Genomic DNA, 24752 nt, shown 5'->3' on the forward strand with positions numbered 1-24752 from the left:
CGTCACTCCTCCCGCAGCGGCATCTGCGCGGCTTCGTCGAACGCGGCCTTGCTCCGCGGCCAGTACGCGTAAGCTACGATCGCCAGGAAGATTCCCACGAAGATGGGCGTCCAGAACGTGGTGACGAAATCGGATGTAAAATTCTGGACTGTCAGGATGGCTTTCATCGTTCTGCTTGCTCGACGGAGATGTGCTCAGCGAAGATTGACTTTTTTGTTGTAGAGCTTGAAATCGACCAGCGTGCCGAGCATCTGCAAGTACGCGACTAGCGCGTCCATCTCGGTGGGCATGCCCGGCTTGCCGTCGAAGTTTCTGGCAACCGCTTTGGGATAGCGTTTGGCGAAAGCGTCGAGACCGGCATTATCCGGGTCAGCCTGCGCCTTGAGATCGGCCACGGAGTTGGCAATCTGGTCGTCCGAATAGGGCACACCGACCGCGCGGCTGGTGCGAAGATGGCTGGCCATGCCAGAGACATCGACTTCCGTTTCCGACAGGAACGCATATCCCGGCATTATAGATTGCGGCACGATCGCGCGTGGATTGGTTAGGTGCGTGACATGCCATTCATCGGAATATTTGGCGCCGACGCGCGCCAGATCCGGACCGGTGCGCTTCGATCCCCACTGAAACGGGTGGTCATACATGCTCTCGGCCGCGAGCGAGTAATGGCCGTAGCGCTCGACTTCATCCCGCAATGGCCGGACCATCTGCGAGTGGCAGAGATAGCAGCCCTCGCGGACATAGACGTTGCGACCGGCGAGCTCGAGCGGCGTATACGGCCTGACGCCGTCGACGGCTTCGATGGTCGACTTGAGATAAAACATCGGCGTGATCTCGACGAGACCGCCGATGGCAATGACCGTGAGAATTCCGCCGATCAGGACGATCGAGTTCTTCTCGAATATCTGGTGTCTGCTCCAGAAAGACAACTAGTCGCTCCTCATTCCGCCGGCTGAAGAGCGACAGGCGATTGCGCTTCCGCTTCGCCGACACGCACCGTCATCCAGAGATTATAGGCCATGATCAACGCACCGATCAGGAATAGCGCGCCGCCCGCTGCGCGGATCGCATAGAAGGGATGCATCGCCTCGACGGACTCGATGAAGGAATATTCGAGGAAGCCGAGCGAAGTGTAGGCGCGCCACATCAGGCCCTGCAGGATCCCTGAAACCCACATCGCGGAGATGTAGAGCACGATGCCGATGGTCGCGATCCAGAAGTGCCAGTTGACGAGCTTGAGGCTGTAAAGGCCCTTACGATCCCACAACCAGGGGATCAGGCAGTACAGTGCGCCGAACGAGACGAAGCCGACCCAGCCGAGCGCGCCGGAATGAACGTGACCGACCGTCCAATCGGTGTAATGGCTGAGCGAATTCACCACCTTGATCGACATCAGCGGGCCTTCGAATGTGGCCATGCCGTAGAATGCGACCGACACCACGAGCATTCGGAGCACGGGGTCGGTGCGCAATTTGTCCCAGGCCCCTGACAGGGTCATGAGGCCGTTGATCATGCCGCCCCAGGACGGCATCCACAGCATGATGGAGAACGTCATGCCGAGCGTCTGCGCCCAGTCCGGCAACGCCGTATAGTGAAGATGATGCGGCCCGGCCCAGATGTAGAGGAAGATGATCGCCCAGAAGTGGATGATCGACAGCCGATAGGAATAGACCGGCCGCTCGGCGCGCTTCGGAATGAAATAGTACATGATGGCAAGGAAGCCGGCGGTCAGGAAGAAGCCCACCGCGTTATGGCCGTACCACCACTGGAACATGGCATCCTGCACGCCGCCCCAGGCAATGTAGGATTTCGAGCCCCAGACGGATACTGGCAGCGCGGGATTGTTGCCGAGATGCAGCACGGCGATGGTGACGATGAAGGCGAGATAGAACCAGTTCGCGACAAAGATATGCGGTTCCTTGCGCTTGATAATGGTCATCAGGAACACCAGCAGATAGGCCACCCAGACGATCGTCAGCCACAGATCGGCGTACCATTCCGGTTCGGCATATTCCTTGGATTGGGTGACGCCGAGCAAATAGCCGGTGCCCGCGATCAGGATGAAGAAGTTGTAGCCGATCACGACGAACCACGGCGCGAGATCGCCGGCGAGGCGCACGCGGCAGGTCTTCTGCACGACATAGAACGACGTTGCGATTAACACATTGCCGCCAAACGCAAAGATCACTGCCGATGTGTGAAGCGGACGCAGGCGGCCAAAGCTGGTCCATGGCAAGTCGAAATTGAGCGCAGGCCAGGCAAGCTGCGACGCGATCAGCAACCCGACCGCAAATCCAGCGATGCCCCAGAACATCGCCATCACAGCCGAAAATTTGACGGGACCCATATTGTAATTGGGCCGGCCATTGATTTCCCGGAGGGGGAGCGCCGCGGGCCGGTCATAATACCGGTTCACGATCGCAAAGACCGCCCACAAACTAGCCGCGCACGCCAGAGACGCGTGAAAGGCGAACGCCGTATCCAGCGCCTTGGCGGTGGCGAACAGGCATAGAAACGCCGACGCGGCAAAAACTATTGCGAGGCCGGCTTCGCCGTGCGTCATCGATTTTGCGGATTGAGACTGGTTCATGCGCGGGCTTCTCTTCTGCAAAGGTCAGTCCCGAATGATCACACCTGGGGCGTCATCGAATTGATCAAGGTCAAACTCCGGCGAATTTGCGAGAGCGCTGGGGAAAAAGCTGTCAAAACGTCAGCAACACGGAGCGATCGGGACGGACATCCGTAGGGCTGCACGATGCTTCCGTTCGATCTTACGCAGTCGCTTCGCAAGCTGCGGAGATGCCTCGAGTTCCGCTGCCAGGCATTCATCCAGCGCGTCAGCGGAGACCCGACACCCCGTCAAAAGCCCGTAAAGCTCCGGGGGCGACAGATTCAGATCTCGCGCAATCTGCTCGAACTCGGCGCGGTCCATGCCGCGCAGCTCGTTCGCGCGGGAAAAACTGGCGGCGACGGACTTGGCCCATGCGGTCAGAACACTGAATCCGCGCAACTTGCCTGTTTGGCCGAAAGCATTCGTCATGGGAGGTCTCCAGGATGATGATCCCGCAGCAATGCTAGTTCGGACGGGGATTGCCTTGATCGAAGTCAAGCCGGCTGCGCGGGTCACGCCGCCTTGCTGAAACGCGCCGCATCCGTGCGCGTGTGCGGATCGAATACTGCCGCGATGACCCGTACCACCTGACGGCCGGTATCGGTCGCCGTCACGACGCGGCCTTCAATGCGTACCAAGCCGTCGTCTACCAAAGGCCGCAGCGAGGCAATTTCTTCCGTAAATTCCATTGCCGGCGCGGTGACGTCGAGGTCGGCCCGAAACGCGCACATCAGGCTTTCGATTGTATTGGCGCGCTGCTTTTCGGCGGCATCGACCCGACAACCGCGCGCCGCCGCCAGGCGGCCATCCGCAATGACACGAACATAGCTTGGAACGTCGGAGATATTCTGGACATATCCGTCCCTGAACCGCGAAATCGAAGACGCGCCGAAGCCGATCAGGGTTTCCCTGCTGTCGTCGGTATAGCCCTGGAAATTGCGATGCAGCCGTCCCGACGCCGCGGCCCGCGCCAGCGCATCACCCGGTTTTGCAAAATGATCGATGCCGATCTTCAGAAAGCCGTGGCGCTGGAATTCCTCGGCGATGGCCTCGGCCTGGTCGATACGCTCCTCCGCACCGGGAAGCATCTTCTCATCGATAAGCCGCTGATTGGCCTTGAGACGCGGCATGTGGGCGTAGCCGTAGCAGGCGATGCGATCCGGCGAGAGCATCGCGACGATCTCGCAGGTCTTGCGGAGCGAGGCGACGGTCTGCAGCGGCAATCCGTAGATCAAATTCAGATTGCCGATGCCGGCAGCCCACAGCCGCAAAACGGCCGCGGTGACATCCTGCATCGGCTGCCACCGGCCGATCGCCGCCTGCACCATTGGATTGACGTCCTGCACGCCCAGACTGACGCGGTTGATACCAAGCTCATTCAGGCTGCCCGCCAGCAACGACGTCACACAGCGGGGATCGAGCTCGATGGCGTGCTCGAGACAGGGTTCAAGAACGAAATGCCGGCGCAGGACTGCCATCACGGATGCGAGACCCTCGGCCCCCAGAATGCTGGGAGTTCCCCCACCCCAGTGCAGTCGCGCAATGTGAACCGACGCTGTCAGATTGTCGCTGACCAGCACAATCTCGTGCTCCAGCGCCGCGCGATAGGCGCCGCCGACGTCCTCGCGCAGCGCCTTCTTGGTATTGCAACCGCAATAGAGGCAGAGTTCGCGGCAATACGGCACATGCAGATAGACCGAGACGGCCTCGGCCATATCCAGATCGCGCAACCAGCGTTGCTGGTCCGCGGACGCCACCGCCGGCGTGAATTCGGCCGCCGTCGGGTAGGGCGTATATCGCGGCACCTGCAATCGGGCATAACGGCGTACAATATCGTTCACGGCAGGGCTCTCTTCGCCAGACTACTTGACCGGATGCCTCGGGTCAGAAAGGCCGGCGCCTGGCGTCAGTCTGTTGGGCCAATTGCTTGGGGCGGGTCTGAAAATCGCCCCACGCCAGAACGGCAGCAAATACGACGAACATCAGGACAACGCCTGCGGCAACGAGCATGGAATCAGCGGGCATAGGTGATCTCCTTGTGATGGAGGAACAATGCCTGCTTCACGCAAATCGTCTTTGCGCTGAATCAAATAGATGGGTTACCGCTTAAGATGGTTTCACGCCGCGGCCATCGCCTCGGCACGTGGGCAATCGAGCAGGCGCACGCCTCCGCTGACGATAACAAGCATCTTTTCGCGCTCGAATCGGGTCAACGTCCGGCTCACCGTCTCGATCGTCAGCCCGAGATAGTCCGCGATATCCTGCCGACTCATAGGCAAGGAAACAGTTTGCCGCTCGTCGCCGATATGGGCCAGCCGCGCCCGCCAGCCGACCAGGAAGGCTGCGACCTTCTCCTCCGCCGTGCGCCGCCCCAACAGTAGCATCTGTTGCTGCGCCAGCATCAGTTCGCGTGACGCGAATTCGTTGATCCGGAGCAGAAAGTGTGGCCGCTGCTCGATAAAATGTTTAAAGGCATCCACGGGGAAGCGACACGCCGAAACACGCTTAATCGCGTCCGCCGAATAGCTGTAGCGAATAGATGGCATGGTGCCGAGAAAATCTCCCGGCAGTGCAAATCCGATTACCTGCCGCCGCCCATCTGGCAGCAGCTTGTACAGACGCGCAACACCCGCGGTCAGATTGTGAACCGAGCTGGCAACCTGGCCCGCAGAGAACAGCGCTTCGCTGGGCGCCAAATGAACCTGGCGGGCTATTCGCTCGAATTCGACAAGATCTGTCTCGTCAAGCGCGCCGCAGATGCTGAGCGACCGTACAGCGCAGGCCGTGCAACGACCGAAATTGGCGCGTAATGGCGAGATAGTTCGGATCATGTTCTCTGTCCATTCGACCGACCGGCAATTGCATCCCGCGGTCATAGGCCGGCTACTCAACGACCGCTGAGACGCGTTCCATTTTAAAGGATCCACGGCAGGCCAGTTGATCGAGATCAATTGGGTTCTCGAATAAACCTGCACTGTGCCGTCGATGTCTGGAAACCCGCCAGAGTGGACGCTGCAATGATCGAACAAATTTTGAGGCCTATCGCTTTTGCGTTCATCGCGTTGACGCCGGCCCTCGCCGCTTCACCTGACGAACAGCGCGGCAAGACATTTGCACTCAATAATTGTGCACGATGTCACGCCGTCGACCGCGTGGGCCAAAGCCCGCTAAAGATAGCGCCTCCGTTCCGGATATTGCACAAGCGCTATCCGATAGAGAATTTGGCTGAGTCGCTCGCCGAGGGCATCCAGACCGGGCATCCGACCATGCCGGAGTTCCAGCTCGATCCCGACCAGATTCACGACCTGTTGTCGTATCTGAAGACGCTGGAATAGCTTTCTACGAAGCCACCACCGTCCAGGCGATCACGTTCTTCGCAATCCGGCCGAATGCATCGCTGAACGCAGCGGCGGCTTCTGGCGGCTCTACCTGGTCGAACTTCTCACTTTCCTCGAACAGGCGTGCCGCGACGACCTTACCGCTCTTGTATGATCCTCGCCGACAAAGCGGTTCGGCTGAAGGCTTCGCATCGACCACAGTACGGAACCGGCGGACGTCGATCACAAGCTGGAATTCGGTTTGGCCTATGTCCGCCATGCACAGCGGCGCATGCGCGAGGTCGTAGTTCTCAAAGCTCTCGATCAGCCTTGCCTGCAACAGTTTTGGACGCGAATCGGCCCACATCGCTTCGGCAAACCCTGGATGGTCCTGTGCCGGCGAGAAAAGAAATCGCTGGGTCTGCGACCGCCGTGGGCTCCGGGATCGCCCATTGCACGTTCACCGTCTTGCCCGCCGGTCCCTGATTTTGCAGGGCGCGCAAATCATAGGTGATCTTTACCGGCGGCGCGGTCACGCCGGTCATACGTTCGAGGCCGGCGACGATGCCGTCGAGCTTGCCGGCGTTGCGGGCAAGGCCTTCCGAAAACACTTGAAATTGGCGATGGTGTCCTTCAGCGCGCCGGAATTCTCCGTCAGCACCGAATCCACCTTGCGCAGCGCGTCACGGGCAGCCTGCGACATGCCCTGCCCGGCACCGGGGTCGGCAATAAGCGTCGGCACCTTGCCGGTATTGGCAACCAGCATACCGCCTTCCAGCGTGATAACGGGAACGCCAGTCAGGCCCTGGAATTCCAGACCGACCTTGGTGTCGGCGCGTACCGCTACCGTCGAAGCCACCGAAATGGTCGCATTGACGCCGCGCGGTTTACCCGGCGCGAGACCGAGCTCGGAGACTTCGCCGACGCGGATGCCGTTGAACAGCACCGCAGCGCCAACCAACAGCCCGGGCACCGAGCCTTCGAACTGGACGTGGTAGGTCGCGCGCGGACCGAGACCACCGGCATTGTGCAGCGAGTAGATGAAGCCAAATACGGCGGCGATCGCCGCCAGCACGAAGGCGCCGACAACGACGAAGGGAGCGCGGGTTTCCATGGTCTAGCTCGCTTTGGATTGCAGCATCTGGGAACGCTTGCCCTGGAAATAGGCCCGCACCCACGGATGCGGATTGGAGCAGTTCGCGCATCGGCTCGATGGCGACGATCTTGCCGTCGGCGAGTGCCGCGACGCGGTCGCAAACGGTATTCAGACTGGCAAGATCATGGGTGACCATGAACACCGTCAGCCCTAGTGTTTTCTGCAATGTCTTAATCAGGGCATCGAAATCGCCCGCCGCAATCGGATCGAGGCCCGAAGTCGGCTCGTCGAGAAACACGATCGCGGGATCGAGTGCGAGCGCACGCGCCAGCGCCACCCGCTTGGTCATGCCTCCGGATAATTCGGACGGAAACTTGTCGCCGTCCTCCGGCTGAGCCCGACCATTTCGAGCTTGGCGGTGGCGATCTCGTCCATCAGTTCATCCGACAGCATGAGATTTTCGCGCAACGGAAACTGGATGTTTTGCCGCACGGTAAGCGAGGAAAACAGCGCGCCTTGCTGAAATAGGATGCCCCATCGCCCGGCGGCGCTTCGCGAGGTGCGGTCATGGTTGCCACCAATTGTCGCCCCCATCACCTCGATCTCGCCTTCCTGCCGCGGAATGAGGCCGATGATGGTGCGCATCAGCACCGACTTGCCGCCGCCGGAAGCGCCGACCAGGCCGAGGATCTCCCCCGGCGCACATCGAGATCAAGATGATCGATCACGACATGGCGACGGAAGCCGACCACAAGGTCATGCACGCGTATCGCAAACTGTCCGTCCGCTTCCTGCATCGCTACATTCCGATCGATGCAAAGAACACCGCAAACAACCCATCGAGCACGATCACCAGGAAGATCGACTGAACCACCGAGGTGTTGGTCTGCTTACCGAGCGACTCGGCACTCCCCTTCACCCGCAAACCCTCGCTACAGGCGACGATACCGATCACCAGCGCCATGAACGGCGCCTTGATGATGCCCACCTCGAAATGCGTGACGGATACGGCCTCGTGCAATCGCGCAATGAAGATCGCCGGCCCCATGCCGCCACAGAACCACGCGATCAGGCCGCCGCCATAAAGTGCGGCCATCGAGCCGATGAAACTAAGGATCGGCAGCGCGCAGGCAAGCGCGATGATCCGGGGCAGCATCAGGAGCTCGATCGGATCCAGCCCCATGGTCGACAACGCGTCGAACTCCTCGCGCATTTTCATCGAGCCGAGCTCGGCGGTGTAGGCGCTGCCGGAACGGCCAGCACTTTATGAGTTAGCTAGGTGACCTTTGGTTCCATCCGGATAGTCGCTTGCATGGATGGTCCTTGGCAGGAAGCACACTTAGAGAGCGCGTTGCACCTTGCCGCCGACACTTCGCTGCAACGCCCGCATCACGTCTTCGCGAGAGATGATGCCCGCAAGCCGCTGATCACCGTCGATCACCGGCATGCTGCGGATGCGATGATCGACCATGAGCTGAAGCACCCTGGTCAGCCCGGTATCCGTCCCGACATAGATGAAATCCGAGGTCATGATATCGTTGACCGTCCGCTTCATCAGATCGTCGTAACGCGGCATCATGCGGGCCGGAGTAAAGACAAAGCAGGCTAGATGGTCGAACTTCGAGACAAGCCCTACGACCTGCCCGTTTTCCTCAACCGGGTAGGTATTGAAGTCTTCTCGTTCAAAGAGATCGCCGAGTTCGCGCAGTGTAAGGCCGCGCACGACCGTCGTGACTTTGCCCGTCATATGGTCTGCAACAACCTGATCGATGAAACTATCCAAGATGCGATCCTCAATCGAAATTCTGTGCGATTCAATCAGACCGTCAGCCGGCGGTATTGATTGAAATCAAGTTCAGTGTGACAGCAGGGAGCAGCGGTTCGATGGGTTGGTGAGATGTCGCGTCACGCCCCCGAGAATCCACTCGCTGAACCGTGAGTGGCCATACGCACCGGCAATGACAACGCTAGCGCCGACGTCAGCCGCAATCCTATCAAGCTGTTCCGTCACCCCGGCTGCTGACTCCGGAACCACGGTGCTCGCAACGATACCGTGGCCAAGCAGCCACGCCGCCACGTCCGCAACATGTAACAACGCATCGGCGCGATGGGCGCCCTGATTTCTGCAACCGTAATGTCTTTTGCAGTGGCAAGAATCGGCAGCGCATCGAGTATTGCCCGGTGCGCCTCCCTCACATCCTTCCAGGCCACCAGCACGCTTCTGAAATCGAACCATTCCACCGCAGGAGGCACGACGATGATCGGACGGCCGGCCTTGATCAAAAGTGCGCTGGGATCCGCAGCAGCGCAGGGGTCGACAATGGCCTCGCTGCGCGCACCTACCACGAGGATGTCCGCGGCCCTGGCCTGGTGCACGACGTAAGGGACTGGCATCGCCTGGACGGAACGCCACTCCACCGACTTGGCGCGCTTCCCGACCGCAGTACGGAATTGCGCCTCAAGCTCCGACAACCGCCTTCGAACGGCCGTGGCCTCCTCATCGAGGAATTTCTGCGCCTAGCCGCCATCTGCAAAATACAATGGCGCCTTGACGTCCGAGGCCGCAATGCCGATCATTCGCGCCCCGAATCGCTCGGCCAGATCCCCTACCACCGCGAGACAGGCATCATTGGGACGGTCCAGCGCCAGACTGACCATGATGGTTTTGTAGTTCATATCCTGCTCCACCCTTTGGGTCGAAATGCCGAATGGGCGTGCTGCCCACAGAGCTGCACCTTAGAAAACGATTCCAGATCGAACCTGACCTAGATCAAGACGGAGAGCTTTCGCCGTTACGAGCAAACCCGGCTTTGCGATACCCGGGGAGCAATACAGCTCGTGGATATTGCCTTTTCTCTCAATAAGATAAACGCTAGTGATAATTCGCCGCGTTCCCAATAATCGGACACGATTTCCGGCGTGCATGGAATGGTTCGAGGCAAGGCATGATAGACGTCGACCGACCCTTTCGCAGTCAGGATCCGCTCGACCAGAACGTGCGCAGCGGGGCCGAGGGATCCGGCGTCGGCACCTGGGATTTTGAGTTTTCGACCCGGGAATTGACCTGGTCCAACACCACAAGGAAGCTTTTCGGCGTCGCACCTGACATGCCGATCGATTACGACAATTTCCTCTCCCTGCTTGATTTGCAGGATCGCGATCGCACCGCGAAGGCGATGCAGCAATCGATCGAAACCGGGTGCAATTTCGATATTCAATACAGGGTGCACCGGCATGCGGATGCGGGTCATTGGGTGCGCGCGCTCGGCGCCATCTTAGCCGGCCCGGATGGTGCCCCTGCCCGGCTCAGCGGTGTGATGATCGACATCGATCGTGAGAAGCGTTTCGAGGATGAGTTAAGGATACGCGAGCGGCACTTCCGTTCGATCCTGGACACGGTCCCCGATGCCATGATCGTGATTGACGAGCACGGCATCATGCAGTTTTTCTCGAGCGCCGCCGAACGGCAATTTGGCTACACCGAACCTGAAGCGATCGGGAAAAATATCAGCCAGCTGATGCCGGAGCCGGATCGCAGCCGCCATGACGGCTATCTCGCCCGCTATTTGAAGACAGGTGAACGCCGCATCATCGGCATCGGCCGCATCGTGACCGGGATGCGCAAGGACGGCACCACATTTCCCATGCATCTCACCATCGGCGAGATGCAATCGGCCGGGAAACCTTACTTCACAGGCTTTGTGCGCGACCTCACCGAGCAGCAGCAGACCCAGGCAAGGCTGCAGGAACTGCAAGCCGAACTGGTTCACGTGTCGCGCTTGAGCGCGATGGGAGAGATGGCGTCCGCGCTGGCCCACGAACTCAATCAGCCGCTTTCAGCTATCAGCAACTACATGAAGGGATTACGCCGCCTGCTCGCGGACAGCACCGACGTCAACGCGCCGAAGATCGAGGCCGCGCTCGACCGTGCCGCGGAACAGGCCATCCGGGCCGGTGACATCATCCGGCGACTGCGCACCTTCGTCGGGCGCGAGGCATCGGAGAAGCGCGTCGAGAGCCTTTCGAAGCTGACCGAGGAAGCCGGCGCGCTCGGGCTTACCGGTGCTCGCGAACAGGGGGTATTGCTGCGCTTCAACCTCGACCCGGCCTGCGACCTGGTGCTTGCCGACAGGGTCCAGATCCAGCAGGTCCTGGTCAACCTCTTCCGCAATGCGCTGGAAGCGATGGCCAATTCGATCCACCGCGAGCTGATCGCTTCCAACGCCAAGGTAGCGGACGATATGATTGAAATTGCCATATCGGACACCGGACATGGATTCGGCAGCGACACCCATGTGAACCTGTTTCAGCCGTTTTTCACGACCAAGGAGACAGGCATGGGCGTCGGCCTTTCGATCAGCCGGACAATCATAGAGACCCATGGCGGCCGGATGTGGGCCGAAACAAATCAAGCCGGCGGTGCAACATTTCGTTTCACGCTGCCCGCCGGTGCTGCCAAGGATGTGACTGATGGGCGGTAAGGTTTATGTCATCGATGACGATGCGGCGATGCGCGACTCGCTGGATTTCCTGCTCGGCTCGGCCGGCTACAGCGTGCGCCTGTTCGATTCCGCGCAGGTTTTTCTGAGCGAGCATCCGAAGCTGGAGGCCGGGTGCGTGGTCACGGATATAAGGATGCCGGGCATGGACGGCATGGAATTGCTGCGTCAACTCAATGGAGCCTCCAGCGTCCGAAAGCTTCCGATCATCGTCATGACCGGCCATGGCGACGTGCCGCTCGCCGTCGAAGCCATGAAGCTTGGCGCGCTCGACTTTCTCGAAAAGCCGTTCGAGGATGACCGGCTGATCGGGATGATCGAGACCGCGCTCTCGCAGAATGAAGGCGGCGCGAAGAGCGAAGCGCTGACGGCCGACATGGCCGCACGAGTCGCGTCCCTCACCCAGCGGGAGCGGCAGGTGATGCAGGGCCTGGTGAGCGGCCAATCGAACAAGGTGATTGCCAGGGAATACGATATCAGCCCTCGCACGGTGGAGGTCTATCGGGCCAACGTCATGACCAAGATGCAGGCGGCTAACCTTTCGGAATTGGTCAGGTTTGCGATCCGGGCCGGGATCGTCGACGATTGAGCCAAGTCAATATGGGCGTGGGCGGACTGGCTATCCTGCACTGATGCAGCATACCCATCACACATTCGGCCGTTCCGAGACTGGCCCGTCCCCCAAAAAATCGCTGATTTACGTCGTCGACGATGACCACGACGTCCTGAAGTCGCTGCGGTTTTTGCTGGAGACCGAGGGCTTCGAGGTCCGCACCTTCCGCAGCGGGTCCGCGTTGCTGGAATCTTCGATCCCGCAGGGCGCGGATTGCCTCGTCGTGGATTACAAGATGGCAGGGATCGACGGTTTGGAACTTGCCCAGCGACTGCGCGGCCTCGACATCAGCACGCCGATCGTCATGATTACGGGTTATCCACACGGGAGCATTTCGGCGAAGGCCAGCTCTGCCGGGGTGCTTCAGGTCCTCCTCAAGCCCAATCTCGAAGACAATTTGGTGGAATGTATTCGAAACGCCATCAATCCGGGCTCCGCGACGGGCCAGTCCTGAATAATCAGGCGAGACGCGGCACCCGTAAAACCCCGTAAGTAGACCCCCTTAGGATATCGTCCGAAATATCGCCGAACAGATCTCCTCGATAAACCAAGCCATCCCGCATCGAGGAGATGGCGACATGCATACCCAGACGATCACCGCGCCGGCAGCCCACGTTCTCAACGCCCCGCGCAGCCCGGTACCTCCGTCGGCCGACCAGTTCAGCGTCATCGCCAGTTGCTCGGGTGTGGTCGCGACCGAATTCTCCTACCGCAAGGACGAGGAAATCTACGGCGAAGGCGAACTTGCCGAGTACGTCTATCAGGTAATCCGGGGTGCGGTTCGTACTTACAAGCTGCTGAACGACGGACGGCGCCAGATCGGCGCATTCCATCTGGCCGGCGACGTCTTCGGCCTCGATCCCGGCACCTCCCATCGCCTGACGGCGGAAGCCATCTCCGATACCACCGTCCGCCTGGTGAAGCGCCGCAGCCTGGAAGCCGCCGCGGGATCCAACGTCAGGGTCGCCCACAATCTCTGGACCATGACCGCAAGCGATCTCAGGCACGCGGAAGATCATATGCTGTTGCTCGGCCGCAAGACCGCGATGGAGAAGGTTGCGACGTTCCTCCTGGAAATGGACCGCCGGCTCGCCAAGACCGGTATGATGGCGCTGCCGATGTGCCGCCGCGATATCGGCGATTATCTCGGCCTGACGCTGGAAACCGTGTCGCGCGCGCTGTCGCAGCTCAACGATCAGGGCGTCCTGGTGTTTTCGAGTGCCCGTCAAATCGTGCTGCGCAACCGCCAACGTCTGGCAGACATGGACGCCTGAGGCAGGCCGCCTGCCTATGTCTCCATCTGTACGCGACAATGCGCAACGCACACGGCTAGGAGTCGAGAATGAACAATTATCGCGTCTCGTTCTATAAGGATATCCTGAATTCGGACGGCCACAGCTTCAAGTGCCTGCAGCGCCAAGTCGATGTCCAATCGAATGGTCCGTCGCAGGCGATGCGTGCTGGCTGAACGGCTGGTTGACAATGAACGCCTGAACGCCAACTGCATCGAGGTGAAAAGGTAAATCGTGCCGGCCCAGCGCAGGGTTTCGTAAGCGAACAGGATTGTTGAGGATCAGCGATCCCGCACCAAGCCCGACCGCGATGCCGAGCAGCGCCAGTCCCAGCGCGACGCCAAGGACGGCGGAGAATCCGGCGAGGCAGCCCCGGCTCGCACCGAGCACGGCGAGATAGGCCATGTTCGGCCCCCGCGTCATTTCGATGATGAGCGATGTCAGGACAAGGGCAATGACGGGCGATTGAAATGCCGCGGAATAGAAGGCGGCAAGTTCTAGGAAACGGTCCATGTCATGGCGCGCTCGTCAGGAGGCGCGGCTCCAGGTGTGTGTGCAGGGAGCGGACGATGGATCCGACGTGTTGCTCGAATTCATGATGGCCGCTTGCGCCCCTGGGCATTTCCCTGCCGCAAGCGCGAGGCCATGTGGTTCAACGTCTGGGCCGACCAGCCCGTGCTGATTCATCCGACGCACTGGCGCGTATGGCGTCAATAAGGAATTGAGAGGAGGCAAGCGTACACACCTTCATGCCATTTGATCTACCGCAACGACTCAGCGCGGCCATACGTTCATGCTCGGCCGGTTTCAGCACGTTAGGGAGCGCGCCATGACAACCGAGATCAAGACATACCCGATCGTCGAAAACGTCATTAATCTGTTCGGCGACTGGCTCCAGCATCAGCGCGAGATGCGTGAACTTCGCGATATGAATAGCGGGGATTTCGCACGTATTGCGCGGGACCTTTGTGTGAGTCCTGCCGAGCTCGATGCCGTTGTCCGGCAGGGACCACATGCGAGCGATGAGTTGCCGAGGCTCCTGAAAGTCCTGGGCATCGACGAAGCGACCCTGTCGCGGACCCAGCCTGTCCTGCAACGTGACATGGTCCGCGTCTGCTCTGCATGCGAGCGGAAGGCCCTGTGCAACCACGACCTCGACGCCGGCACCCTCGCCCAACGGTATGACGAGTACTGCCCCAACACGGCGGCAATCGACGAACTGGGTCAGAAGGCGTGATGCATTCGTCAGCTTCGGCCCGTGAGCAACGGGCCGAATTTGGCTAGATACCGAGGAAATTCGCTGCGACGGCCTCGATTCCGAGGCGCGGCAAAACGCCCCCGATTTCGCACTGCGGAAACGGCGAACTCGGGCCGGATTGGTCTAGATCAAAGCAGCGAGCGATACTTCTTCTAGCGTTGACGCGGGCAGCGGCACCGATGCCGCCAATGATCCAGCCATCAAATCGCAAACGAGATTCAGCATGTCGGCCGCAAGCGACGACAGGAGGCGGAAGGCCGCGCCGCAGGCGCATGGAAAAATTCGCGTCTCTATTTCTGACTGCCGTGCTTTTGCCGGCCTTTGCGGTCGCGACCGTCGGCAGCTACGCCCTCGCCGTTTGGATCTACCAGATGATGGCCGGGCCCCCCGGCCCTCCCACGCGGTAGTTGCAGCTCTTCAGGGAGAAAAACGTGCCAGACCTCATAGCGCGGATCGATCGTCGGGCCCTTGTTACGGGCCGTCTGCTCAATCCGGATCGCGTGGTGGCGCCGCCCGGCGGCGAGATCGCCAGCATTCTGGTGCAGGCCCGCCCGGAGCGCCTCGCAGACGTGGAAGCTGCAATCCTGACCCTGGAGGGATGCGAAATCTACGGCCGCGATCCCAAGGGCAAGCTCGTCGTCGTGGTCGATTCGCCGGATGCCGGCGCGCTCGGCACCACGCTCAACCAGCTCGCGCTGTTGCCCGACGTCTATTCCGCTTCGCTTGTTTTCCACGCCATCGACGCGACCACCTGACTTCGGGAGAATTGCCATGACCGAACCCACGCTCGATCGCCGTCAGGTTCTCAAGCTCGAGGCGGCCACAATGGCGGCACTCGCCGGCGGAATGCCGTCGATCGCCGGCGCCGCCGTGGCCTACGTCCTCGATGACGTGCAGCTTGCCGTCGCGATCGCCAGGTCGAAGGACCCGTCTGCCTATATCATCAGCGACAAAACTTTTTCAAAGGCCGAACCCTATAGGACCATGCTGCGTAAGGACGACGCAGCCTTCAAGGCAGTGGCAGATCGTACGACTGCGGAGCTTTACCGCAGCCCGGAGATCGAGGCGCTCTACAAAAAGTGGCTCGAATCGCCGGTCCCGCCGAACGGGCTCAACTTCAATACGCTCATGTCGGCGGTTCTGCGGCAAGGCATTTGCAAATCCGTCGGACAGCCCGGATCCCGCAAGCTACGAGCGCTGATGATAGGCGGCCGCGACCGGTGCTTGCGTCCCTTCGGCTTTGCCCGTGGCTTCACACGGCCCAGCTCTGCGTCGGCGCCCGGCCACCGCCGTCAGCGATCAGCACCGCTCCGGTGATGAAAGAGGCTTCGTTGGATGCTAGAAACAGACAGCAGGATGCGATCTCCGATGGCTCGGCAATCCTGCGCAATGCGATTCGCTCCCTTAACACCCTGAATTCGTCTTCTGGTGTACTGCCTTTTTTTTCGCGAGAAGCCGCATTTCATGCTCGCTCATCGGCGTCCGCACCCATCCCGGAGCAACGGCATTGGCGCGAATTCCGTCGCCACCGTGGGCAAAGGCGAGCGAGCGCGTGTAGGACACGACCGCCGCCTTGCTCGTCGCATAGCTCACGCTGTCCGGGCTCGAATTGAACGCCGCAACGGAGGCGATGTTCACGATCGCTCCGCCCCGCTGCCTGAGCAGCGGAAGGGTAGCGCGGCAGACTCTCATCGTTCCCGTCAGCTTGACGTCGAACATTGTCGTCCAGGTCTCGTCCATCACGGTTTCCGGTTCATCCGGAATGATCAAGCCGGCGGCGTTGAGCACGATATCAAGTCTTTCGCCGCACGTTCCGATGGCCGCGGCAATATCCGCTTCGTTCGTCACATCGCCATGTACGGCAGTTCCACCGGCCGCACTGGCGGCATCATCCAGCGCCGGACCGCCCAGGCCAAACAGAACAATGCGGGCACCTTCGCGTGCAAACAATTCGGCCGATGCGCGTCCGATTCCGGTCGCAGCACCCGTGATCAGGGCGATGCGCCCTGCAAGACGACTGCTCATTCGATCCCCCATTGCTGCTCGACGGCAAATCCGGTTTCCGGCAGCGTCGAGCCGCCATCGACGAGGATCGTCTGGCCTGTCACATATTTCGCCTGTTCCGACGCGAGATAGACCATGGCGTAGGCGATGTCGTCGGCCTCGCCCATCGATCCGACCGGAATAAACCGTCCGATCCGCGCCATGTTCTCCGGCGTGCTCAGGGTACCGCGGCCGGGCTTTGCGATGAAGCCGGCTTCGACGCCGTTCACGGTGATGCCATCTCGGGCGTGCTCAAATGCCGCGCCGCGAATGAACGCGTTCACGCCGGCCTTCGCGGCCGAGTAATGGGTGCCGCCTCCCATCGCGACCCGGGCCGAAACCGACGACGTCACCAGGATTCTCCCGAACCGGTTCGCCCGCATGTGCGGAATGGCGGCCTGCGCCAGCCAGAAGCATGCATTGAGATTGAGTGCCAGGGTCGCATCGAGCTTTTCCTCGTCAAGCTCTTCGAGCGACGACCACAGGCATCCTCCCGCGTTGTGGACCACGATGTCGAGGCGGCCGTGCCGGCTTGCGGCCTGACCCACCAGTGCATGCAGGCCTGCCCGATCCAGCCCGTCGAAGGGAACGTCATGCACACGGAGGTTGCACGCCTCGAGTTGCCTGACCAGTTCCGCAGCAACATCCCTCGTGCGGTTCGCGATCACCATCGTCGCTCCGGCCTCGGCGAAGCAGGTGACGATAGCGGCGCCAATGCCGCGTCCCGCCACCGGTCACCAGCGCTACTCTTCCCGACAGGTCGAAAGGGGCTGACGTCATGAGCATCGAGCCATTGCAACTCCGCCTTCAGGCCAGACCGGCCTCGCGCAAGAGGACGATGAAGCGTTCAAACACCCTTGTATGCTTCTCGATATCGTCAGGCGTCGTCGCCGGACACATCAACAACATGGTGTGGAACGGCGTCACCAGAATGCCTTCGTTCATGTAGAAGGCGTGAAGCAGCGTTTCGAGATCGCTGTTTCGATGAGCAATCACGTCGGCACCGTTTCGAGCTCCGGCACGAACATGATCTCGGCGCGGGCGCCGATCTGGGTGACATGCCAGAGCAGACGCTGGTTGGCGATGAGGCTGCGGACTGCCCGGCAAGCCGCGTCGCGTTGGCAATCATGCGCTGGTAGTTTTCCGCCGTCAGTACGCTCTCGAGCACCGCGCGCATGGTTGCGACCGTAAGCGCATTGCCGGCCAGCGTGCCGCCGATGCCGAGATGGGCGGACTGGCGTTGTCGCGGGTTGGCAAGGGGTATGAGTTTCCACATTCGTTCGGCGATCTCGGCGTTGAGGCCGAAAATGCCCGCGGGAATGCCGCCGGCAATCGCCTTGCCGGCGGCGAGAATGTCGGGCTCCAGGCCGTGAAGCTGCGTAAAACCGCCGGGCCCACAGGACAATGTATGGGTCTCGTCGATGATCAGGACGGTGCCGGTACGGCGTGTGATATCGCGCAGCGCTTCGTGGAAGCCGGGCGCGACCGGGATCATCCCGAAGTTCGTCATCAGGGGATCGGCCAATACGACGTCACCGTGCGACAGCGCCCTCTCCAGGCCCTCGACATCGTTGAATTCGACGATCCGGCTGACAGCGGCGTGGTCGACGCCGTTCGGATGGATCGAGTTGCGCATGCCGACGCGGCCGTCGCGGATCTCGATATGGGCCTCCTCGATGCCGCCGTGATAGCAGCCGGAGAACACCAGGACTTTCGGCCGCCCCGTGATCATTCGCGCGATGCGGATCGCGCCGCGGTTGGCGTCGGTCGCCGACGTCGTCAGCGTCCAGTACCGCGGGCCGAAGCGGCGGGAGAGTTCGGCGCCGACCCAGAGGCTGTCTTCGGTCGGCAACATCATTGTCGCGCCGCGGCTTAGCTGGCGCAGTGCGGCCCGGGTGACGGCCTCGGGGGCATGACCGCACATGCCGCCGGTGTCGCCGAGGCAAAAGTCCACATAGTCATGCCCGTCGATATCGCGGATATGCGCGCCATTGGCTTCCTCAACATAGCAGGGAAACCCGCCGGCCCAGCGCCGCATCCAGTGCGAGGGGCCGCCATAAAGAAAATGCTGCTTGCCCTCCTCCCACGCCCTGGCCGAGCGCGGATGCAGCTTCAGGAAACGTTCCTGTTCGCGCGCGATCAGCATGTCCAGCTTTGCGGCGTTCATCACAGCGCAATCCAGGCGGTCTTGAGGTCGCAATATTCGTCGAGCGCGTGCAACGACTTGTCCCGTCCGAATCCCGATTGCTTGAAGCCGCCGAGCGGCACGGTGATGTCGGCACCGCCATAGGTGTTGACGTGCACGACGCCCGCGTTGATGGCGCGCACCATGCGGTGCGCAGTCGACAGGCTGCCGGTCCACACCGCCGACGCCAGCCCATAGCTGGTGGAATTCGCAAGCCGCACGGCCTCGTCCTCGCTGTCAAACCGCGTGACCGCAAGCACCGGTCCAAACACCTCCTCGCGCGACCACGTCATTTCAGGCGAGACGTCGGCAAAGATCGCCGGCGACACGAAGGTCCCGCCGGTGTCGCGAAGAATCCGCTCATCGCCGGTCAGCCGCTTCGCACCCTCACGCTCGGCAAGCTCCACTGCACCGAGGCTGCGTTGCAACTGGGCTTCGCTCGCCACCGCGCCGATGTCAGGACGCAAGCGCAGGGGATCGCCAACCCGGAGCGAAGTGGTCACGCTCAACAACTCGTCCATGAAGCGGTCGTGGATCGAGGATTGCACGATCAGCCGCGATCCGGCGACGCAGACCTGTCCCGAATTACGGAAGATGCCGTTGGCGGACACCTTGGCCGCCTGCTTGAGATCGGGCACATCGGCAAAGACTATGTTGGGCGACTTGCCGCCGAGCTCGAGATAGACGCGCTTGAGGTTCGACCGCGCGGAGTATTCGAGCAACCGCCTGCCGACCGCGCCCGACCCGGTGAAGGCAATGGCATCGACGTCGCCGTGAAGCGCAAGCGCCTCGCCGGCCGTTGTCCCCCGGCCGGTGACAACATTCAGCACGCCATCCGGAAGACCGGCTTCGCTGGCAAGCTCGGCCAGCCGAAGCAGCGTCAGCGAAGCGAGCTCGGGCGGTTTGACCACGACCGAGTTGCCGGTCGCAAGCGCCGGCGCGATCTTCCAGGCGCCGATCATCAACGGGAAATTCCAGGGTACGATAACGCCGATCACGCCGAGCGGTTCGCGATGGATCAGGCCAAGAACATCCCGCCCGGTCGGCGCGATCTCGCCATAGACCTTGTCGACCGCCTCGGCGTAGAAGCGCATCGTTCCGGCCGCTGATATCGGTTCGGCCTTGTAGGCCATGTTGATCTCGGTGCCGTTGTCGCGGACCCCCAGCACGGCGAGTTCGAGCGCATGGCCTTCAGTCAATTCCGCCAGCCGCAGCAGGATCTTCTTGCGGTGAGAGGGTGCCGCCTTCGACCACGCGCCCTGCTCGTAAAACCTGCCGGGCGCCGCGCACCGCCCGGTCGATATCGTCGGGGCCACCGTCGGCGATGCTGGTGAACGTCCGCCCGACGATCGGAGAAACGACGTCGAGCCGTCCGCCTCGCAGGCTGCGAACGTGCGTGCCCGCGATGAAGAGCTCCCTTGGCGTTATCGCAACGTCTCTCAGCCGATCGATCTGCTCCTGCTGCATGCTTCACTTGCCTCGTGAAGACGGCTTGCGCACCCCCACGTCCTCTCGCCAAGAGACCTTTTTGCAACGGGAATAGGCGCTCGCGGCCCGTTCCGTCGCAATCAACCGATAGGTGGATGCTGCAACAACCGCCCCAAGGCCGGCAAACTTGAAAGCCACCAGTTTTCGACCTACCACTTTTGCTGTGCCGCAGCCTGAGCGGCCGTTCGGATGCGCGGCTCCCGGCCGGCGCGCAACCGAGGAAAATTTTGGAGCATCCATCGACCATGACCAAACTCGCGCATCCCCGAATCCTGGTCATTGGGACAGGCGACACCAAGGCGGATGAACTGCGCTTCATCGGAGACTGCATCGCGGCAGCCGGCGGCGAAGCCATCATGATGGATGTCAGCGTGCTCGGCGATCCCCCCTACTCGCCGCATCACGACAAGCACGCAGTGGCGCAGGCAGCCGAGACCACGATCGACAAGATCGCCGAAAGCGGCGACGAGAATTCGGCGATGTCGCTGATGGCGCTCGGGGCGAAGCGGTTGGCACGGCGTTTATACGATAGCGGCGACTTCGACGGCATGCTCGCGATCGGCGGCACCATGGGGACGGATATCGCGCTCGATGTCGCGCAGGCGCTGCCGATCGGCGTACCGAAATTCGTGATCTCGACCATTGCCTACTCGCATCTGGTGCCGCCGGAGCGCATCGCGGCCGACCTGATGATGATCCTGTGGGCCGGCGGTCTCTATGGGCTCAACAGCACCTGCAAATCCGTGCTGTCGCAAGGCTGCGGGGCAGTCGTGGGCGCTGCGAGAAGCGCGATGAAACCGCGGTCGGACCGGCCCGTCGTCGCCATGACGTCGCTTGGAAAAAGCTGCCTCAGCTACATGGTCGAACTCAAGCCTGCGCTGGAACAGCGCGGCTGCGAGGTCGTGGTGTTTCACACCACCGGCATGGGCGGCCGCGCGATGGAATCGATCGCCGCGAAGGAGGGCTTTGCTGCCATTCTCGATCTCAGCCTGCAGGAGGTCGCCAACCAATTGACCGGCTCGGTCGTGAATTCCGGCGCCGATCGGCTGGAGAACGCCGGCAAGGCCGGAATAGCGCAGATCGTGGCGCCGGGCGCCATCGATATGGTGGATTTTCCGGCCTGGCTGCCAACGCCGAAGGAACTGCTCGAACGCCCCTACCATGCACACAACCGGCTGCTGGCCTCGGCGACATCGCGCCCGGACGATCGGCGCAGGATCGCGCGCGCAATTGCAGACAAGCTTGCTTCAGCTCAGGCGCCGGTGGCGTTTGTCCTGCCGACCGGCGGTATCCAGCAATGGGACCGCGAAGGCGAAGCACTGCACGATCCGGAAGGACTGGCCGCCTTCGTCGGCGAGATGCGTTCGGCCATCAAGCCGCCGGTCGAGCTTCACGAGATCAATGACCACATCAATAGCGCGGCATTCAACGCCACCGTGCTCGGCATATTCGATCGTTGGGTCAAGGCCGGCATCGTGCCGGCCGGCCGGGCATCGGTCGCGGCGTGAGTTTTCCGCGCGCCAAAGCCCTCGTGCTCGATTTCGGCGGCGTCATCTCGAAGACGCTGTTCGAAACCCACGGACTGACCGAAGCCGCCCTTGGCCTTTCCCCGAGCACCTTGCGCTGGCGCGGACCCTTCGCGATCGAAACCGACCCGCTTTGGGCATCGATGCAACGCGGCGAAATTTCGGAACGTGACTATTTGGTCACGCGCAGCCGCGAGGTGGGACGTCTGGTCGGCGAAGACTGGAACGACATGGCGACCTTCGTCAAACGGGCGCGTGGCGCCGACCCGGAAGCCGTGATCAGGCCCGAAGCCAAGCGGGCGATCGAACTGGTTGCGGACACCGGCTTCAAACTAGCGATCCTATCGAATGAGCTCGACTTGTTCTACGGCACGGAATTTCGTGGAAGATTGCCGTTGTTGCAGCGCTTGCGGCAATCATTGATGCCACCTACACAAAAGCTATTGAAACCCGATCCGCGCGCCTATCAGATGGTGCTCGACGCGTTGTCCCTCGACGCCGGGGCTTGCGTGTTCGTGGACGACCAGCGGCGCAACATCGATGGGGCCGAAGCGTGCGGAATGCACACTGTCCTGTTCGACGTCCGCGATCCCCGCTCCGGCTACGTCGCCGCGCTCCGACCCTTCGGCCTCGAACTCACTTGAAGAAATGGCAGGCAGATCATGCGCGACACCAATTTCCTGATCGAGAACAACGCCAAATCGATATGGCATCCGATGGCGCATCCGGCGGAAATGCGCGCCCATCCGCCAAGGATCATCATGAAGGGCGAAGGCGTCCACGTCACCGACGTGAGCGGGCGCACCCTGCTCGACGCCGTTGGCGGGTTGTGGAACGTCAACCTCGGCTATAGCTGCGACCCGATCAAGAAGGCGATCGCCGACCAGCTCGATGCGCTCCCCTATTATTCCGGGTTTCGCGGCACCTCGAACGGCCCTTCGATCGAACTCGCCTACGAGCTGACCGAATGGTTCAAGCCGGAAGCGATGGTGCGCGCCTTCTTCACATCGGGCGGCTCCGATTCCGTCGAGTCGGCGCTGCGGCTTGCGCGGCAGTACTGGAAGATCAAGGGACAATCGGACCGCACTAAATTCCTTGCACTGAAGAAGGGCTATCACGGCACGCATTTCGGCGGCGCCTCGGTCAACGGCAATGCCAACTTCCGACGCAATTGCGAGCCGCTGCTGCCCGGCGTGTTCCACATCCCGGCGCCCTGGACCTATCGCAATCCGTTTTATGAGACCGATCCGGCCAGGCTGGCGCAGCTATGTGCGGCCGCCATGGAGGACGAGATCGCGTTCCAGGGCGCGGATACGATCGCCGCCTTCATCATGGAGCCCGTGCTCGGCGCCGGAGGGGTGATCGTGCCTCCTGACAACTTCATGAAGCTTGTGCGCGAAATCTGTGACCGCCACGGCATCCTGATGATCTCGGACGAGGTGGTGACCGGCTTTGGCCGCACCGGCGCCTGGTCGGGCGCGCGGCTTTTCGGCGTGGAGCCGGACATGATGACGATCGCCAAGGCGATCACTTCGGGTTATTTCCCGCTCGGCGCCACCCTGATCAATGACAAGATCGCCGAGACTTTTGAATCCGATCAAACCACTTTCGGTTCGATCGGCCACGGCTACACCTATTCGGGGCACCCCGTTGGCTGCGCCGCGGGGATCGCGGCGCTCGCTGAAACCAAGCGGCTCAAGCTCGACGAGCATGCCGTTGCGCGCGGCAAGGAGCTGGGACAGGCGCTGGAACAGCTCAAGGCGCGGCACGCCGTCGTCGGCGATGTCCGTTACAAGGGGCTGATGGCCGGCATCGAACTCGTCTCCGATCGCGACAGCAAGAAGGCGGCCGACAAGAAGACGATGGCGGCGGTGGCGGACGGCGCCTACGAGGCCGGCGTGATGCTTCGCGTCTCGGGCAATAACCTCATCCTGTCGCCGCCGCTGATCCTGACGTCGGCGGACGTTGCAAAAATCGCCGAGGGCATCGACGCCGGGCTAGAGGCGGTCAAGTAGTTCAAAAACCCAGCGCCAGCCCGTCCTTGCGGTGATCGGACGCGCCGAGGAGACCGCCGCGTTCGTGGTCGATGCGGATCGCCTGGCAGCCGCCGATCGGCTCCTCTGACCAGCGGACATTGTGCCCGCGCGCGGCGAGATCGTCCTTGGCTGAGGCCGATATCGTTGTTTCCAGCGAGAGCACGCCGTCAAACGAGAACGATCGCGGCGCCTCCGCGGCGGCTGGATGTCCAGGCCGAGGTCGAGGATGTTCGAGATCAGGTTGGCGTGGCCCGTGGCCTGATAGTGCCCGCCCATCACCCCGAACGGCATCACCGCGCGTCCGTTCTGCATCATCATGCCGGGAATGATGGTGTGCATCGGCCGCTTGCGCGGCCCGAGCGAATTGGGATGCCCCGGCCGGGCGCGAAAGCTCCAGCCGCGGTTATGCAGCAGCACGCCGGACTTCGGCGCATAGATGCCGCTGCCGAACGGATAGAACAGCGAGTTGATCAGCGAAATCGCATTGAGGTCGCGGTCGACAACCGTGACATAAACGGTATCGCGGTGCTCGATATCCTCCCACGCCTCGATGGTTGAGGCGCGTTTCATGTCGATCTTTTTGCGGATTGCGCCGATATAGTCGTCGGAAAGGAACGAGGCGCTGTCGATATTGCTGGTGGCGGGATCGCAGAAGAAGGAGTCGCGCGCCCGGTAGGCCGCCTTGGTCGCTTCCGCCAGCAGATGGCGTAAAGCACGACGACGCGGTCGACATTCTCGGCGACGACACCGAGGTCGTGCGAGATGAAGATCATCGCCGAACCGAGCTC

The 24752-nt window shown here is 61.6% G+C and carries 25 protein-coding genes and 7 pseudogenes; 12 read left to right on the forward strand and 20 right to left on the reverse strand.

Annotation, left to right across the window (positions count from 1 at the left end; all coding sequences use genetic code 11):
* Positions 1-2: 2 nt before the first annotated feature.
* From IVB22_RS27860 to IVB22_RS27890, 7 genes are all read right to left on the reverse strand, one after another.
* Entirely contained in the window at positions 3-167 is a 165-nt protein-coding gene (locus IVB22_RS27860) for a cbb3-type cytochrome c oxidase subunit 3 (protein WP_247512611.1), read from the reverse strand.
* A gap of 27 nt (positions 168-194) precedes the next feature.
* Positions 195-929, reverse strand: coding sequence for a cytochrome-c oxidase, cbb3-type subunit II (ccoO, locus tag IVB22_RS27865; protein ID WP_247520382.1), 735 nt, complete (start codon positions 927-929; stop codon positions 195-197).
* A gap of 11 nt (positions 930-940) precedes the next feature.
* Positions 941-2563 (reverse strand): cytochrome-c oxidase, cbb3-type subunit I, encoded by a 1623-nt coding sequence (ccoN, locus tag IVB22_RS27870; RefSeq protein WP_374207714.1) that lies wholly within the window; start codon positions 2561-2563, stop codon positions 941-943.
* 147 nt (positions 2564-2710) lie between these two features.
* Positions 2711-3040, reverse strand: a complete 330-nt coding sequence (locus tag IVB22_RS27875; protein WP_247520384.1) for a hypothetical protein — start codon at positions 3038-3040, stop codon at positions 2711-2713.
* Positions 3041-3123: 83 nt separating this feature from the next.
* Positions 3124-4452: an oxygen-independent coproporphyrinogen III oxidase gene (gene hemN / locus IVB22_RS27880; RefSeq protein WP_247520385.1), complete on the reverse strand. Its 1329-nt coding sequence runs from the start codon at positions 4450-4452 to the stop codon at positions 3124-3126.
* Between the two features lie 43 nt (positions 4453-4495).
* The gene (locus IVB22_RS27885) at positions 4496-4636 is read right to left on the reverse strand and encodes a hypothetical protein (RefSeq protein WP_247520386.1); all 141 of its coding nucleotides are present in this window, start codon (positions 4634-4636) and stop codon (positions 4496-4498) included.
* Between the two features lie 92 nt (positions 4637-4728).
* Positions 4729-5442, reverse strand: coding sequence for a Crp/Fnr family transcriptional regulator (locus IVB22_RS27890; RefSeq protein WP_247520387.1), 714 nt, complete (start codon positions 5440-5442; stop codon positions 4729-4731).
* Between the two features lie 186 nt (positions 5443-5628).
* Between IVB22_RS27890 and IVB22_RS27895 the strand changes: the two genes are divergently transcribed.
* Positions 5629-5946: a cytochrome c gene (locus IVB22_RS27895; RefSeq protein WP_247520388.1), complete on the forward strand. Its 318-nt coding sequence runs from the start codon at positions 5629-5631 to the stop codon at positions 5944-5946.
* A gap of 4 nt (positions 5947-5950) precedes the next feature.
* On the opposite strand, the pseudogene IVB22_RS27900 reads toward IVB22_RS27895, so the two are convergent.
* The 6 genes and pseudogenes from IVB22_RS27900 to IVB22_RS42085 form a co-directional block, all read right to left on the reverse strand.
* Positions 5951-7042, reverse strand: a pseudogene (locus IVB22_RS27900) (MlaD family protein).
* Between the two features lie 3 nt (positions 7043-7045).
* Positions 7046-7821: pseudogene (locus IVB22_RS27905) on the reverse strand (ABC transporter ATP-binding protein).
* Positions 7822-7823: 2 nt separating this feature from the next.
* A pseudogene (locus IVB22_RS27910) lies at positions 7824-8285 on the reverse strand (MlaE family ABC transporter permease); the annotation flags it as partial.
* 78 nt (positions 8286-8363) lie between these two features.
* The gene (locus IVB22_RS27915) at positions 8364-8771 is read right to left on the reverse strand and encodes an HPP family protein (RefSeq protein WP_374207715.1); all 408 of its coding nucleotides are present in this window, start codon (positions 8769-8771) and stop codon (positions 8364-8366) included.
* Positions 8772-9031: 260 nt separating this feature from the next.
* The gene (locus IVB22_RS42080; protein ID WP_374207693.1) at positions 9032-9496 is read right to left on the reverse strand and encodes a hypothetical protein; all 465 of its coding nucleotides are present in this window, start codon (positions 9494-9496) and stop codon (positions 9032-9034) included.
* 45 nt (positions 9497-9541) lie between these two features.
* The gene (locus IVB22_RS42085) at positions 9542-9700 is read right to left on the reverse strand and encodes a hypothetical protein (RefSeq protein WP_374207695.1); all 159 of its coding nucleotides are present in this window, start codon (positions 9698-9700) and stop codon (positions 9542-9544) included.
* Positions 9701-9969: 269 nt separating this feature from the next.
* Between IVB22_RS42085 and fixL the strand changes: the two genes are divergently transcribed.
* The 4 genes from fixL to IVB22_RS27940 all read left to right on the forward strand — a co-directional run bounded on the left by fixL (position 9970) and on the right by IVB22_RS27940 (position 13410).
* Complete coding sequence (fixL, locus tag IVB22_RS27925; RefSeq protein WP_247520390.1) at positions 9970-11505, forward strand: sensor protein FixL; 1536 nt, start codon at positions 9970-9972, stop codon at positions 11503-11505.
* Complete coding sequence (gene fixJ / locus IVB22_RS27930) at positions 11495-12112, forward strand: response regulator FixJ (protein WP_247520391.1); 618 nt, start codon at positions 11495-11497, stop codon at positions 12110-12112. Before fixL ends, fixJ begins: the two co-directional genes overlap by 11 nt.
* A gap of 43 nt (positions 12113-12155) precedes the next feature.
* Complete coding sequence (locus IVB22_RS27935; protein ID WP_247520392.1) at positions 12156-12590, forward strand: response regulator transcription factor; 435 nt, start codon at positions 12156-12158, stop codon at positions 12588-12590.
* Positions 12591-12714: 124 nt separating this feature from the next.
* On the forward strand, positions 12715-13410 hold the full coding sequence (locus tag IVB22_RS27940) for a helix-turn-helix domain-containing protein (protein WP_247512622.1): 696 nt from the start codon (positions 12715-12717) through the stop codon (positions 13408-13410).
* Between the two features lie 126 nt (positions 13411-13536).
* Here IVB22_RS27940 and IVB22_RS27945 read toward each other — a convergent pair whose 3' ends face one another.
* Positions 13537-13941 carry a hypothetical protein gene (locus tag IVB22_RS27945; protein ID WP_247520393.1) on the reverse strand — a complete coding sequence of 135 codons (405 nt, stop codon included), beginning with the start codon at positions 13939-13941 and terminating at the stop codon, positions 13537-13539.
* Positions 13942-14257: 316 nt separating this feature from the next.
* Between IVB22_RS27945 and IVB22_RS27950 the strand changes: the two genes are divergently transcribed.
* The 4 genes and pseudogenes from IVB22_RS27950 to IVB22_RS27965 all read left to right on the forward strand — a co-directional run.
* Positions 14258-14665, forward strand: coding sequence for a hypothetical protein (locus IVB22_RS27950; protein ID WP_247520394.1), 408 nt, complete (start codon positions 14258-14260; stop codon positions 14663-14665).
* 275 nt (positions 14666-14940) lie between these two features.
* Positions 14941-15093, forward strand: a pseudogene (locus IVB22_RS41435) (periplasmic nitrate reductase, NapE protein); the annotation flags it as partial.
* 24 nt (positions 15094-15117) lie between these two features.
* Positions 15118-15441, forward strand: a complete 324-nt coding sequence (locus IVB22_RS27960; protein WP_247520396.1) for a chaperone NapD — start codon at positions 15118-15120, stop codon at positions 15439-15441.
* 112 nt (positions 15442-15553) lie between these two features.
* Positions 15554-15887, forward strand: a pseudogene (locus tag IVB22_RS27965) (amino acid ABC transporter substrate-binding protein); the annotation flags it as partial.
* Positions 15888-15938: 51 nt separating this feature from the next.
* Here IVB22_RS27965 and IVB22_RS42090 read toward each other — a convergent pair.
* The 5 genes and pseudogenes from IVB22_RS42090 to IVB22_RS27985 form a co-directional block, all read right to left on the reverse strand.
* Positions 15939-16097, reverse strand: coding sequence for an SDR family oxidoreductase (locus IVB22_RS42090; protein ID WP_374207696.1), 159 nt, complete (start codon positions 16095-16097; stop codon positions 15939-15941).
* Positions 16091-16711 carry an SDR family NAD(P)-dependent oxidoreductase gene (locus IVB22_RS27970; RefSeq protein ID WP_247520397.1) on the reverse strand — a complete coding sequence of 207 codons (621 nt, stop codon included), beginning with the start codon at positions 16709-16711 and terminating at the stop codon, positions 16091-16093. Before IVB22_RS27970 ends, IVB22_RS42090 begins: the two co-directional genes overlap by 7 nt.
* A complete protein-coding gene (locus tag IVB22_RS27975) occupies positions 16708-17400 on the reverse strand; it encodes an SDR family oxidoreductase (protein WP_247520398.1) in 693 nt (230 codons plus the stop codon). The genes IVB22_RS27970 and IVB22_RS27975 overlap by 4 nt, the downstream gene beginning before the upstream one ends.
* A 206-nt stretch (positions 17401-17606) precedes the next feature.
* Positions 17607-18896, reverse strand: coding sequence for a transaminase (locus IVB22_RS27980; RefSeq protein ID WP_247520399.1), 1290 nt, complete (start codon positions 18894-18896; stop codon positions 17607-17609).
* Positions 18896-20381, reverse strand: a pseudogene (locus tag IVB22_RS27985) (aldehyde dehydrogenase). Before IVB22_RS27985 ends, IVB22_RS27980 begins: the two are co-directional and overlap by 1 nt.
* A gap of 266 nt (positions 20382-20647) precedes the next feature.
* Here IVB22_RS27985 and IVB22_RS27990 point away from each other — a divergent pair.
* From IVB22_RS27990 to IVB22_RS28000, 3 genes are read left to right on the forward strand one after another with little or no spacing between them, the layout of a single operon-like run.
* Positions 20648-21910, forward strand: coding sequence for a Tm-1-like ATP-binding domain-containing protein (locus IVB22_RS27990; RefSeq protein WP_247520400.1), 1263 nt, complete (start codon positions 20648-20650; stop codon positions 21908-21910).
* Positions 21907-22572, forward strand: coding sequence for an HAD-IA family hydrolase (locus tag IVB22_RS27995; protein WP_247520401.1), 666 nt, complete (start codon positions 21907-21909; stop codon positions 22570-22572). Before IVB22_RS27990 ends, IVB22_RS27995 begins: the two co-directional genes overlap by 4 nt.
* A gap of 18 nt (positions 22573-22590) precedes the next feature.
* Entirely contained in the window at positions 22591-23943 is a 1353-nt protein-coding gene (locus IVB22_RS28000) for an aspartate aminotransferase family protein (RefSeq protein ID WP_247520402.1), read from the forward strand.
* A gap of 1 nt (position 23944) precedes the next feature.
* On the opposite strand, the pseudogene IVB22_RS28005 reads toward IVB22_RS28000, so the two are convergent.
* A pseudogene (locus tag IVB22_RS28005) lies at positions 23945-24669 on the reverse strand (gamma-glutamyltransferase); the annotation flags it as partial.
* Positions 24670-24752: the final 83 nt, after the last annotated feature.

Origin of the sequence: Bradyrhizobium sp. 190 (assembly GCF_023073415.1) — a bacterium.
In the GTDB taxonomy this organism is placed as follows: domain Bacteria; phylum Pseudomonadota; class Alphaproteobacteria; order Rhizobiales; family Xanthobacteraceae; genus Bradyrhizobium.

Bases quoted from the DNA above. Each gene is read 5' to 3' on its own strand.
- IVB22_RS28000 (WP_247520402.1), top strand. From the start codon at position 22,591: ATGCGCGACACCAATTTCCTGATCGAGAACAACGCCAAATCGATATGG.
- IVB22_RS27940 (WP_247512622.1), top strand. From the start codon at position 12,715: ATGCATACCCAGACGATCACCGCGCCGGCAGCCCACGTTCTCAACGCC.
- IVB22_RS27860 (WP_247512611.1), bottom strand. From the start codon at position 167: ATGAAAGCCATCCTGACAGTCCAGAATTTTACATCCGATTTCGTCACC.
- IVB22_RS27975 (WP_247520398.1), bottom strand. From the start codon at position 17,400: ATGGTGATCGCGAACCGCACGAGGGATGTTGCTGCGGAACTGGTCAGG.
- ccoN (WP_374207714.1), bottom strand. From the start codon at position 2,563: ATGACGCACGGCGAAGCCGGCCTCGCAATAGTTTTTGCCGCGTCGGCG.
- fixL (WP_247520390.1), top strand. From the start codon at position 9,970: ATGATAGACGTCGACCGACCCTTTCGCAGTCAGGATCCGCTCGACCAG.
- IVB22_RS27935 (WP_247520392.1), top strand. From the start codon at position 12,156: ATGCAGCATACCCATCACACATTCGGCCGTTCCGAGACTGGCCCGTCC.
- IVB22_RS27970 (WP_247520397.1), bottom strand. From the start codon at position 16,711: ATGAGCAGTCGTCTTGCAGGGCGCATCGCCCTGATCACGGGTGCTGCG.
- IVB22_RS27885 (WP_247520386.1), bottom strand. From the start codon at position 4,636: ATGCCCGCTGATTCCATGCTCGTTGCCGCAGGCGTTGTCCTGATGTTC.
- IVB22_RS27875 (WP_247520384.1), bottom strand. From the start codon at position 3,040: ATGACGAATGCTTTCGGCCAAACAGGCAAGTTGCGCGGATTCAGTGTT.
- IVB22_RS27915 (WP_374207715.1), bottom strand. From the start codon at position 8,771: ATGACGGGCAAAGTCACGACGGTCGTGCGCGGCCTTACACTGCGCGAA.
- IVB22_RS27980 (WP_247520399.1), bottom strand. From the start codon at position 18,896: ATGAACGCCGCAAAGCTGGACATGCTGATCGCGCGCGAACAGGAACGT.
- IVB22_RS27895 (WP_247520388.1), top strand. From the start codon at position 5,629: ATGATCGAACAAATTTTGAGGCCTATCGCTTTTGCGTTCATCGCGTTG.
- IVB22_RS42085 (WP_374207695.1), bottom strand. From the start codon at position 9,700: ATGAACTACAAAACCATCATGGTCAGTCTGGCGCTGGACCGTCCCAAT.
- IVB22_RS27990 (WP_247520400.1), top strand. From the start codon at position 20,648: ATGACCAAACTCGCGCATCCCCGAATCCTGGTCATTGGGACAGGCGAC.
- fixJ (WP_247520391.1), top strand. From the start codon at position 11,495: ATGGGCGGTAAGGTTTATGTCATCGATGACGATGCGGCGATGCGCGAC.
- IVB22_RS27950 (WP_247520394.1), top strand. From the start codon at position 14,258: ATGACAACCGAGATCAAGACATACCCGATCGTCGAAAACGTCATTAAT.
- IVB22_RS27890 (WP_247520387.1), bottom strand. From the start codon at position 5,442: ATGATCCGAACTATCTCGCCATTACGCGCCAATTTCGGTCGTTGCACG.
- IVB22_RS27945 (WP_247520393.1), bottom strand. From the start codon at position 13,941: ATGGACCGTTTCCTAGAACTTGCCGCCTTCTATTCCGCGGCATTTCAA.